10 protein-coding genes are annotated in these 12,329 nt (G+C 44.8%); 9 read left to right on the top strand and 1 reads right to left on the bottom strand.

The features are described from left to right. The 6 genes from R2B72_RS18025 to R2B72_RS18000 form a co-directional block, all read left to right on the top strand. On the top strand, positions 1 to 956 hold a 956-nt coding region (locus tag R2B72_RS18025; RefSeq protein ID WP_318618252.1), incomplete at its 5' end, for a transposase. Positions 957 to 1,126: 170 nt separating this feature from the next. Beyond that, complete coding sequence (gene kynU / locus R2B72_RS18020; RefSeq protein ID WP_318618254.1) at positions 1,127 to 2,392, top strand: kynureninase; 1,266 nt, start codon at positions 1,127 to 1,129, stop codon at positions 2,390 to 2,392. Continuing rightward, positions 2,389 to 3,024 carry an arylformamidase gene (kynB, locus tag R2B72_RS18015; RefSeq protein ID WP_318618250.1) on the top strand — a complete coding sequence of 212 codons (636 nt, stop codon included), beginning with the start codon at positions 2,389 to 2,391 and terminating at the stop codon, positions 3,022 to 3,024. Before kynU ends, kynB begins: the two co-directional genes overlap by 4 nt. Further along, on the top strand, positions 2,978 to 3,835 hold the full coding sequence (kynA, locus tag R2B72_RS18010; RefSeq protein WP_318618249.1) for a tryptophan 2,3-dioxygenase: 858 nt from the start codon (positions 2,978 to 2,980) through the stop codon (positions 3,833 to 3,835). The genes kynB and kynA overlap by 47 nt, the downstream gene beginning before the upstream one ends. Positions 3,836 to 4,167: 332 nt before the next feature. Continuing rightward, positions 4,168 to 5,481 (top strand): D-serine ammonia-lyase, encoded by a 1,314-nt coding sequence (locus tag R2B72_RS18005; RefSeq protein ID WP_318618248.1) that lies wholly within the window; start codon positions 4,168 to 4,170, stop codon positions 5,479 to 5,481. Between the two features lie 348 nt (positions 5,482 to 5,829). Continuing rightward, the gene (locus R2B72_RS18000; RefSeq protein ID WP_412177881.1) at positions 5,830 to 6,684 is read left to right on the top strand and encodes a dimethylarginine dimethylaminohydrolase family protein; all 855 of its coding nucleotides are present in this window, start codon (positions 5,830 to 5,832) and stop codon (positions 6,682 to 6,684) included. 81 nt (positions 6,685 to 6,765) lie between these two features. On the opposite strand, the gene R2B72_RS17995 is transcribed toward R2B72_RS18000, so the two are convergent. Then, on the bottom strand, positions 6,766 to 8,454 hold the full coding sequence (locus R2B72_RS17995) for a methyl-accepting chemotaxis protein (RefSeq protein ID WP_318618246.1): 1,689 nt from the start codon (positions 8,452 to 8,454) through the stop codon (positions 6,766 to 6,768). A gap of 197 nt (positions 8,455 to 8,651) precedes the next feature. Here R2B72_RS17995 and R2B72_RS17990 point away from each other — a divergent pair, with 197 nt between their 5' ends. The 3 genes from R2B72_RS17990 (at position 8,652) to R2B72_RS17980 (ending at position 12,059) form a co-directional block, all read left to right on the top strand. Beyond that, positions 8,652 to 9,629, top strand: coding sequence for a ring-cleaving dioxygenase (locus R2B72_RS17990; RefSeq protein ID WP_318618245.1), 978 nt, complete (start codon positions 8,652 to 8,654; stop codon positions 9,627 to 9,629). A 260-nt stretch (positions 9,630 to 9,889) separates the two neighbouring features. Next, positions 9,890 to 11,494 (top strand): gamma-glutamyltransferase family protein, encoded by a 1,605-nt coding sequence (locus R2B72_RS17985; RefSeq protein ID WP_318618243.1) that lies wholly within the window; start codon positions 9,890 to 9,892, stop codon positions 11,492 to 11,494. Next, positions 11,481 to 12,059 carry an Rpn family recombination-promoting nuclease/putative transposase gene (locus R2B72_RS17980; RefSeq protein ID WP_318618242.1) on the top strand — a complete coding sequence of 193 codons (579 nt, stop codon included), beginning with the start codon at positions 11,481 to 11,483 and terminating at the stop codon, positions 12,057 to 12,059. Before R2B72_RS17985 ends, R2B72_RS17980 begins: the two co-directional genes overlap by 14 nt. Positions 12,060 to 12,329 lie beyond the last annotated feature (270 nt).

The following is a 12,329-nucleotide window of genomic DNA, read 5'->3' as shown; positions in this document are numbered from 1 at the left end:
AGCAAGCGATAAAAGATGCTTGCGGTGCCTACAAAAAATTCTTCAATGGGAAAGCGAAGCATCCAACATTCAAATCGAAAAGAGGAACCGTGCCAAGCTTTTACCAGGATCCATTGAAAATCCGGTTTACAGCAACGCATGTAAAAGTAGAAGGTTTTGCAGAAAATAAGCGGGAAAATAAGCAACAGCTAAACTGGATTCGACTCGTTGAGAAAGAACGGATTCCCCATGGAAAAGGTGTGAAATATGTTAATCCTCGCATTAGGTTCGATGGTTTACATTGGTGGATTTCTGTAGGCGTCATCGTTTACACCTGTCAGGAATACCCGAAGAACGTAGGTATTGGGATTGACTTAGGCATTACCAACTTAGGAATTTGCTCGGATGGCACCGTCTATCCGACCATTAATAAAACGAAAAAAGTGAGAAAACTAGAAAAGAAAAAGCGCCGGTTACAGCGCAAGGTATCTCGAAAATACCAATACAACATGGAGGGAGAACGTTACAAGAAAACATGTAACATTATAAAAAGCGAACAACAACTATTAACTATTACAAGAAGACTAACGAATATTCGTCAAAACTACTTGCATCAAATTACTTCTGAAATCGTGAACCGAAAACCAAGGTTTATCGTGTTAGAAGATTTGAATGTGAGTGGAATGATGAAAAATAAACACCTAGCAAAGGCGATTCAACAACAAAAGTTCCGTGAATTCAGAAGACAAGCGGAGTATAAAAGTGAGCGGAATGGTGTTCAATTCATACTTGTGGATAGATGGTATCCCTCTTCTAAATTATGTTTTCATTGCGGGCAGTTGAAAAAAGATTTAAAGCTGTCAGAACGTATATATATATGTCCGTGTGGGAACAGGATAGATCGAGATGTTCAGGCTGCATTGAATCTGAAGCGATACGGTGAAAAGGGTACAATGTGTCTGCAAATAGGCATGTGAATACTTGTAAGATGTGTACCGATTCGTTAGTCGGGAATAGAAGGCTTTGGAGAATTATATCAAATGCAAGTAGCGAGAAAATGGCGAAAGCAGATTCAATGAAGAAGCAATGGAACGTAAAAGTTAGGTGTTTTATAACTTTTTATAAGTTTTCTGTAACGGAATTGGGGATGTTTGGAGTCAATTATGCACTGGAGCTTGACGATAAAGACGAACTTGCGAAGTATAAGAATGAGTTTTATCTGCTGAAAGATACAATTTATATGGATGGCAATTCGCTTGGGTTATTATCTAAACGGGCGGAGCGAACGCTGCATGAGTTGTTAGATTCATGGAAAACGCTAGGCATTGATGGCTGGACGGAAGGGGACAATCCGTGGTTTTACCTGTCGGAGTCTGTAGGGGAGAAGATGGCACCACTCGTTGGGGGACTAGCAAGTGAAGTGATTGCAACGGGGTCCACCACGACAAATCTGCATCAGCTTGCGGCAACATTTTACAAGCCGTCAGGAAATAAAACAAAGATTCTTGTGGATGAACTCAATTTTCCTTCAGACATTTATGCATTAAAAAGTCAGCTCGCATTGAAAGGCTATGATCCCGCTGAACATCTCGTTCGTGTCAAAAGTCGCGATGGTAGATGGCTGGACGAGGCGGATATTATTGCAGCGATGACGGATGATATTGCGCTTATTGTTTTGCCGGCAGTGCTCTATCGAAGCGGGCAAGTGTTGGATATGGAACGGCTAACAGCGGCGGCACATGAACGTGGCATTCCGATTGGCTTCGACTTATGTCACTCGGTTGGTGCAGTTGAACACGCTTTACATAATTGGGGAACGGATTTCGCCTTTTGGTGCACGTATAAGCATTTGAATGGCGGACCAGGTTCCGTTGCGGGATTATTTGTCCATGACAAACATTTCGGTACAGCACCTGGATTAGCTGGTTGGTTTGGCTCCAAAAAAGAATCGCAGTTTGATATGGATCATACGATGGATCCCGCAATGGAGGCGGCGGCCTATCAGATTGGAACACCGCATGTCCTTAGTCTAGCGCCGGTTATTGGTGCGCTAGAATTATTTGAGGAAGTCGGTATTCAAAGTGTGCGTGATAAATCGCTTCAGTTGACGGCTTATATGTTGGAATTAATAAAGGAAGAACTGTCCGCTTATGGTTTTACCATTGGCAATCCACTCGACGACTCGCGTGGGGGCCATATTTTATTGGAACACGAGGAAGCGGCTCGTATTTGTAAGGCATTGAAAGCGGTGGGAGTTATCCCGGATTTCCGTGCACCGAATGGTATCCGACTAGCGCCTGTGGCTTTGTATAATTCCTTTGAAGACGTTTGGCATACCGTGCAGAAACTGAAAGTCATTATGGATGAAAAACGTTATGAAAAGTTTGAGAATAAAAGGGGTGTTGTGGCATGACGGGGAAATGGATTGATATTTCACAGCCGCTGCAAAATGGAATCGCAGAATGGCCGGGCGATACGCCATTTACGTATGAAGTTGCATTTGCTAAGGCGGATACGGGTTCCGTTAATATTGGCAAGATGACGACGAGTACACATATGGGGACACATATTGATGCACCGTTTCACTTTGATGATAACGGCAAGAGAGTGCTTGATTTACCGATTGACTTGTATATCGGACGTGCACGAGTGATTGATGTGACAGGTGCTGAAAGTATTGGGCGCGCGCAGTTGGAAGGGCTCGATTTCGGCGGTGCAGAACGGGTTTTATTGAAAACGGGAAGTCGTCCTGATGCGAATGTATTCCCACAGAAGTTCACAGTGCTGCGTGCGGATATCGGGCTTTTATTGAAAGAGCGAGGGGTTCGGCTGATTGGCGTTGATACGCCATCGGTTGACCCGGAAGATAGCAAGCTGATGGAGGCACATCATGCGCTCAATGACAACGGCGTGATGATTTTGGAAAATATCGTACTCAATGCGGTGGAGCCGGGGGATTACGAGTTAATTGCGTTGCCGTTACCACTGCGAGATGGCGATGGTAGTCCAGTGCGCGCTGTATTACGGAGGTGGGCTCATGAGTGAAAAAGGGATTCACACGGATTTTCGAGATAATATGACGTATGGCGAGTATTTGCATCTCGATACATTATTGTCGAGTCAGCAACGCTTGTCAGGTCATCATGATGAAATGCTGTTCATCGTCATTCATCAGGTTAGCGAATTGTGGATGAAGCTCATTTTGCATGAGCTGGGCACGGCGATTGAGTTAATTGAAAAAGATGAACTGCCGGAAGCTTTTAAAATGCTGGCACGCGTGTCAAGAACGCAGACGCAGATTATTCAGGCGTGGGATGTACTTGCAACACTGACACCTGCTGAATATATGGAGTTTCGTGGGAGCTTGGGCAGAGCATCGGGCTTCCAGTCGTATCAAAATCGATTGATTGAGTTTGCGCTTGGCTATAAGCAATCCCATATTTTGAAGATTTACGAGAAGAATCAGGAACTAGCAAGTGAACTTGAAACGGCTTATCGTGCACCGGGTATTTACGACGTAGCGATACGTGCGCTAGCAAGAGCCGGCTTCGCGATTACGCCTGAATTGCTGACCCGCGATTTTTCCGTTACCTATCAAGGGGATTCGACAGTAGCCGATGCTTGGCTTGAGGTGTACCGCAATGTCGATGATTACTGGGATTTATATCAGCTTGCGGAAAAGCTAGTCGACATTGAAGACAGCCATCAGCAATGGCGCTTCCGCCATATGAAAACGGTTGAACGCATCATTGGTTTCAAAATGGGGACGGGTGGCTCGTCTGGCGTGAACTATTTGAAATCGGTGCTGGACCATCGCTTTTTCCCGGAGTTATGGGATGTGCGGACACAATTGTAATAAAGAAAACTCCGCTCAGAAGGACTGTAGTCTTCCGAGCGAAGTCTTTATCTATTCAACATATAACTGTAGGTGGTACTTCATAAAACAGGTATCAGCAATGAACTTGTCGAACTGATTGCGCATCGACTGTAGGAACGCCTCCTCGAACCGCTGTGGCCCATTGCCCCAACCTTCAAACGCCCCCCATCGTCATATCGTTAGTCTATTGTATTCGGGAAAAGTGTTGGTGGTGTGTGTGGACGCGGAGCAAGTGAAAAACGGTGTTTAAATATTTGAATAGTTAGAATGCTAGTTCTATAATAATGGGAAGATAAAAAGGAGGCGAATCCATGTTGGATCAAACAGAAGTGAACAAGTGGAAAGAACAGCTGCCGCTTATTAGGCAGATGATAGAACGCAAGGAAGTTCTATGGCTCAATCCATTGGTGGAATCAGCAGCAACGGGACTTCCGAAGACAGGTATAACCGTGGCAGATGTCCAAGATGCATCAGCTCGCCTTAAACGTTTTGCATCATACATCGAACATGTTTTTCCAGAAACAAAGCCTTCAAATGGCATCATCGAGTCACCTCTCACGGCCATACCAGCTATGAAACTAGCACTCGCGGATGACTATGAAACAGCAATACTGGGGAAATTGCTGTTGAAACAAGATAACGCCTTACCGATTTCAGGATCTATTAAAGCGCGTGGCGGTATTTACGAAGTGCTAAAACATGCGGAAACGCTGGCAATGGAACATGACCTAATTACAACTGATGACGATTACGCCAAGTTCGCAGAGCTGGAATTCAGTCAGTTATTTGCCAAACATAAAATTGCCGTCGGATCGACTGGTAATCTAGGCTTGAGCATTGGCATTATGAGCGCAAAGCTCGGCTTCGATGTCACTGTCCATATGTCGGCAGATGCTAAGCAATGGAAAAAGGATATGCTGCGTGAAAAAGGTGTCACTGTCATCGAGTACGCAGATGATTATAGTAAAGCTGTTGAAGAAGGTCGTCGTCAAGCAGATGCAGATCCGACGTGCCACTTTATCGATGACGAGAATTCACTCGATTTATTTTTAGGTTATGCAGTTGCTGGGGAAAGAGTTGCCGCACAATTAAAGGAGCAAGGAATTGCTGTGAACGCAGACCATCCGCTATATGTTTATTTACCATGCGGTGTTGGTGGAGGACCAGGTGGTGTCGCATTCGGATTGAAGCTCGCATTTGGCGATCACGTGCATTGCTTTTTCGCAGAACCAACCCATTCCCCATGCATGATGCTCGGTATGATGACGGGCTTACATGACAAAGTATCTGTCCAAGACTTTGGCCTAGACAATAAAACCGTAGCAGACGGACTCGCGGTAGGGACAGCATCGGGCTTTGTCGGCAAAACAATGGAGCCACTTCTGGCTGGCTGTTATACCATCGCAGACGGTACGCTGTTCAAGCTATTAAAACGGATTGCTGACACGGAAAATATCCGACTCGAACCATCTGCACTTGCAGGAATGACGGGTCCTATTCATACCATTCGTGGGAATATTACGGGTGCTAATGCAGCAAATGCAACTCATCTTGTCTGGGCAACAGGCGGTGGCATGGTGCCGGAAGTTGAAATGGCTGCATACTACGCAACAGCGGAGAAATAATTCGCTGTATTTCCCGGGAAATCGACAGAGGGGACCCGAGTGCCTGGTGCCACTACATTGTTATAGAATTAATTTATCTCCAAAAATGTAGCTACATTTGAAAATCACAGCAGGCGAAGACGTATACGATAGTGTGCATGAAGCTGGGGAAACGTATAAGGTATTTGTAAAAGTCGGCCAAAGGCAGTCCTTTCTGAAACGAAAAGACGCTCACCTGGACGGCTTTTACTCCGTGTCATTATGTGTCGGTTCACAGCCTTTTATGCTGTATACCATAAATTTTATGAATAAAAAATTCATTCCAGGGAATAAAAAGATAATGTTAGAAGTTAAATGGAGGATGGAAAATTGAACTCTCCCGAACAAGAGACATCTATTACACAGTGTCATACAGAATATGATAAGCTGCGCCGCGTCATCCTATGTCAGCCGAAATTTATGGCCATTGAAGAAGTCATTAATGACGTGCAGAAAAAGTATGAAGATGAAAATATAAATGTGGAACTAGCGATGAAACAACATGAAGAGTTTGAAAAAGTACTTAAAGAGCATGGAGTAGAAGTGATTAAACTGCCTTCATCTGAACAATTTCCCGAACAGGTTTTTACGCGAGACATTGGTTTCACCGTTGGAGAAGAAATCTTCGTTGCGGAAATGGCTAGTGACATTCGCAAGGGAGAGGAGGAAGTACTTGAAGAGTGGTTGGACGACGAGGACATCTTATTCCAAACAACGACAGACCGTGTCGAAGGCGGAGACGTCATTGTAGATCGTAGCACACTATACGTTGGCATCAGCAGTCGTACCTCTGAAGAAGCAGTCCGGAAATTGAGGCATGATTTACCTGACCACGACATCATCCAAGTTCCATTCAATGAAAAGTACTTGCATCTCGACTGTGTATTTAATATCTTATCACCCGAAGTGGGACTAATCTTTCCGAAAGCGTTCGATGCAGAAACAATTAACATGCTTTCGGCAAGGAAATATAAACTTATCGAAGTATCCGAAGAAAAACAATTCACATTGGGCACAAATGTACTGTCGATTGGCGATAAAAAAGTGTTCAGCCTGCCACAAAACAAAAACGTAAACGCGCAAATGCGCGCCCGCGGATTTGAAGTCATCGAAGTCGACTTCTCTGAAATTATTAAATCCGGCGGTTCCTTCAGATGTTGCTCAATGCCGGTTGTTAGGGAATAGAAATGGAGTCGAAACCTCACCATAGGATGAGGTTTTTCCATCTTGATTCAAGAAATAAGATGCAGTTCAATCCTTCGCTAGCTAGACCGTAAATCGCGCCATATCATCTTGTAGTGTTTCCGCCAATTTAGACAGCGTTTGCGCGCTTGCCGCAATCTCTTCCGTAGTTGCCAGCTGTTCCTCTGTCGCTGCACTTGTGGACTGCGCCTCAATGGCTGATTGTCCTGCAAGCTCTTCGATGGTGGCTGATTCATTGGCCACTTTGTCGGTCATTGTACGAATATGTTCAATTGCGATAGAGACAGTGGCTAGCTTCTGACTCATATCGGCCGCCGCGTCCTCGATACTGTTAAATATAGCTCCTGTTTTCTCGGTTACAGCAAGCCCGGCTTGAACACGTTGGCTACTGTCTTCCGTACTCGTAACAGCTCGTCCCACATTGTGAATCATGGTATCCATCATCCGACGAATTTCTTCCGCAGACTGCTTGGATTGTTCCGCAAGTTTACGGACCTCTTCGGCTACAACCGAAAACCCTTTGCCGTGTTCACCCGCTCGGGCTGCTTCAATCGCCGCATTCAATGCCAATAAGTTAGTTTGGTCAGCAATACCTGTGATGAGTGCTGTGACAGTGCGGATTTTTTCCGAATGCGTCGCCATCTCATTAATGATGTCTGTAGATTGTCCCATTGTTGAACGAATGGACTGCATCTGGTCGGTGAAATCATTCATGAAGGTCGCCCCATCATTGACAAGTTGCGAAACTGCTGCGGAAGAACCCCGTAAAGCTTCATTATTTGTCGTAATACGGTCGATGCCAGTAACCATTTCAGCTATGGAAACAGCGGACTCTTGCACAGTAGATGCCTGTCGTTCATTGGTTAACAAATTGCGTTCTGTAATGCCCGCCACCATCTCAGAAGCGGCAAGGCTTTCTTCGGAGCTAGCAGATAATTCTTCTGCATGAATAGCGAGTTGGCTGGCAGAATACCTTGCGTTCGTGATGATACCTCGAAGATCCGTTACCATATCATTCAAAGCATCCGCCATTTCCCCGAGCTCATCTTGGTTACGAATACTCACGGGTTCCACAGCAAAATCTCCGGTCGCTAATCTTTTCAACATCACTGTCATCGCTCCAACAGGACGGGCAATACTAAGGCTAATATTGCGTCCAATGATCATACTAGCGATAACAGCGACCATAATTAGGCCAGCAATGAGCAAACGAATCCATTGCAAGGCATCCTGCAACTCCTTCTCTGTCTTCACTTGCTGACGTTCTTGGTGTTCAATCAATTCACGAATGGTGTCCGTAACAGCAATTTCGTAAATCTGTCCCTCGGCAGCTATTTTTGCTGCCGTTTCTAACTTGCCATCTTTTATATCGCGAATGACAATTTCACTAATATCTTGATAACTGATTAATGCTTCTTGCGCTTCCTTCAACAACACCCGTGCAGAGGGCGTGCGGACAAGTCGATCCAATTCCTTCAAGTTCGCTTTACTGGCACTAATGACCTCTTGTCGGCGCTTCAAATACGCCTCATCCTGATAAATGAAAAATCCAGAAATGTTTTTGGCATCTTCATTTTGCTGCGCTAATAACTGCTCGAACAACACAACTTTTCGTATTTTATCGTCGATTAAATAACGGTACTCATCATTCAATTTCGCCAATGTCCATAATCCAGCAACACCTACGAGTATTAAAATAACTAATAGGGATGAAAAGCCAATCCACAACTTCCTACCAACGGTGATTCGCATGTCAAAAGTCCTCCTAAGTTATATAGCTATTTATAATTATAGAACAGGGAAGAAAAGTTTAATGTAAAAGTAATGTAAAGATTATGTAAGCCGTTCCAAATCAAAGACATTGACATTGTCGTATATTTGCTATAATATTATCTTGAATTCGAGATAATTATTGTTCGGAAATAAAAACATACATTGGAGGACTCACCATGAATCATTTAAAAGGAATGCACCACGTAACAGCGATTACAAGCAGCGCGGAAGAGAACTATAAATTTTTCACCTATGTATTGGGCATGCGTTTAGTGAAGAAAACGGTTAACCAAGATGACATTCAAACGTATCACCTGTTTTTTGCTGATGATGTAGGCGGCGCAGGAACAGACATGACATTCTTCGACTTCCCAGGCATTCAAAAAGGCACGCACGGTACAAATGAAATCTATAAAACAGCTTTCCGTGTGCCGACAGATGCCGCACTAGACTACTGGGTCAAACGCTTTGATCGACTGGATGTGAAGCATGATGGCATTCAACAGCAATTTGGTGTCAAAGTGGTATCATTCGTCGATTTCGATGACCAGCAATACCAATTGATTTCGGATGAAAACAATAAAGGTATTGCATCCGGTACGCCATGGCAAAAAGGACCAGTTCCATTGGAATATGCGATTACTGGACTTGGACCGATCCATATTCGCATTGTTGAATTTGAGTATATGAAAGAAGTGTTGGAGAAGGTTCTGTTATTCAAGGAGATTGGGCAAGAAGGGGATCTGCATTTATTCGAAGTTGGCGAAGGCGGAAATGGTGCACAAGTTATTGTTGAAAAAAATGATGTACTGCCTCCGGGTCAACAAGGCTTTGGTACTGTGCACCACGCGGCATTCCGTGTCGAAGACCGTGCCGTACTGGACGAATGGACGAAGCGTATTGAAAGCTTTGGTTTACGCACATCTGGCTTCGTCGATCGCTTCTTCTTCGGATCGTTGTATTCAAGAGTAGCGCCAGGCATTCTCTTCGAATTTGCCACAGACGGCCCCGGCTTCATGGGCGATGAACCTTACGAAACACTAGGCGAAAAACTATCGTTACCGCCGTTTTTAGAAGGGCAACGCGAGCAAATTGAACAAATGGTGCGCCCGATTGATACGGTGAGAAGTACTAAAGAGTTGACGAAAGAATAATAGTGAGGCCTTTCATGCGTTTGTTGACGTGTGGAAGGTTTTTTTATTATATATGTTGACATAAGAAATTCACTTAACAACGCTTGGCGCTTGGGGATGCCTCCCGCGATAAGCCTGTTAGAAAACCACTAACAGTTTGTCGCTTCGGCAACCCCAGTAGGCGCCTTCGCTGGAGATTAGATAGAATCATTAGTTCAATATATATAGTTACAACTATCCAAGGTATAATCAGAGTATTACAGCAACTAGGGGGATTTTTCATGGATTATTCATACCACCCGTACCAATCACAACGTCATACCGTATTTGCGAGGAAAGGCATGGTTGCCACTTCGCAACCTCTTGCAGCGAATGCGGGGCTGGAGATTATGCAAAAAGGCGGTAACGCTATCGATGCAGCCATCGCCAGTGCCGCGGCGCTGACAGTCGTTGAACCAACTTCAAATGGTATCGGTGGCGATGCATTTGCACTCGTTTGGGTGAAGGACAAGCTCTATGGACTTAATGCATCCGGCCCCGCACCTGCCACATTAACGCCCGAAGCCGTGATAGCACTTGGACACGACAAGATGCCTGTTCATGGCGTGGTGCCGATAACCGTTCCGGGTGCGCCAGCCGCTTGGGCCGAGCTATCCCGCAGATTTGGCAAGCTACCGTTGAAAGAAGTACTGGCCCCCGCGATTCGCTACGCGGAAGAAGGCTATCCATTGACACCAATACTCGCGAAATATTGGGGATTAGCCTATAAGAAATTTAAAGAAATACTCACAGGCGATGAATTCACAGCATGGTTCGATACCTTTGCGCCAGATGGCCGTGCACCTGAAACTGGGGACATGTGGTCTTCACCAGGCCACGCAAAAACATTGCGGGCCATTGCGGACACAGATGCACGTGATTTCTATGAAGGAGAAATTGCCGAACAAATCGATGCTTGCATGAAAAAACATGGCGGGTTTTTATCGAAAGAAGATTTATCTACATACAAGCCGGAATGGGTAGAGCCCATTTCCGTGAACTATAAAGGCTACGATGTATGGGAAATTCCACCGAACGGTCATGGTATGGTCGCGTTAATGGCGCTCAATATTTATAAAAAACAAAGTACACCACAATGGAATTCGAGCCAGACAATCCATGAGCAAATCGAAAGCATGAAGTTAGCCTTTACAGATGGCAAAGCGTTTATTACAGAAGAAGCAGATATGCCAGTTGAAACGGCACATCTATTATCGGAAGAGTATGCTGAAAAACGTTCCGCATTGATTGGCGATGAAGCGCTAGATCCACAGCCGTATGACTTGCCGAAGGGCGGAACCGTCTACCTGGCAACAGCCGATGAGGAAGGGAATATGGTGTCCTTCATTCAATCGAACTACATGGGCTTTGGTTCGGGCATTGTGGTACCAGGCACAGGCATTGGCCTGCAAAATCGCGGGTGCGACTTTTCGCTGGAAGAAGCTCATCCGAATGTTTTGAAGCCGGGGAAACGAACGTATCACACCATCATTCCGGGATTTCTATCGAAAGACGGACAAGCAGTCGGTCCATTTGGTATCATGGGTGGCTATATGCAACCTCAGGGGCATTATCAAGTTGTGCTCAACACAGTAGACTTCTTACTGAATCCACAAGCGACATTGGACGTGCCAAGATGGCAATGGACAGAAGGTAAGAAAATACTGGTGGAGCCGGAATTTCCGAGTCATTTAGTGCAGGAGCTTATTCAAAAAGGGCATGATGTAACGGCTGCTGAGGATGGCGGTAGTTTTGGGCGAGGTCAGATTATCTGGCGTAATCCAGTGACTGGCGTGCTGCAGGGCGGTACGGAATCGCGGACGGATGGGGCGATTGCGGTTTGGTGAGGAATTAAGTGTTCGTTTGCCTATTATGATTGAGGAATTAAAAAAAACCATCAAAATTGTGATTACTGATTTTGTATTGTTGCCAAAACGCCACTACCATAGTACGTTTCAAGTAATGGATCCGGAAGGCGGTACGATTTTTTTCTCTCATCTAGAAATACATGTGCTAGAATTACCAAAACTTCAAGCCAAGTCAATAGCAGATGCGAATGACTTAGAAAAATGGTTATTGTTCATGAAAGGTGATAATAAGACAAAGGAGGCGTTGGCTGTGGAAAGTTCGACATTGAAAGAAGCTCTTTCCCAGATTGAACGATTGAGCCAGAACCCCGAGACAGTAAAGATGGCGATTTCAAGGGAAATTCATTTGAAAGACCAGTTGCAACGGGAAGAAGACGCGGAGTTTAGGGGAATTGAAAAAGGAAAAGAGGTAGGCGCGCATTTACGTGACCGAGAAATTATCCTCAATATGCATGCGGAAAGTGTACCAGCAGAACTAATTGCACAACTAACAAAAATTCCATTGGAAGTAGTGAAGGGGATTATCGAATCCGCTATTCAGTAAAAAATATAAATCCCCGGTTCTGATCCTACACAACACCATGTTGTTTTCAGAACCGGGGACTTTTTATGGCACCATTATTGGTCGTGAGTTGTATTTGCGGTCCTCGAAGCATTTTCATAAGCAACTAAAGTGACCCCTAATTTATCCTCCAAGACATTCAATGCTGCTAATTGTTCATGGTCTAATTCCGCTACTTTAACTTTTTCAAGTGACATATCAAATCCGTTGCCAAAAACCTATAAAAATCTTATAAGCCTTGTTTGCCTCCCG

The sequence above is a fragment of the Sporosarcina sp. YIM B06819 genome, from assembly GCF_033485175.1.
Lineage (GTDB): Bacteria > Bacillota > Bacilli > Bacillales_A > Planococcaceae > Sporosarcina.
This window is presented reverse-complemented; position numbering and strand designations above follow the sequence as displayed.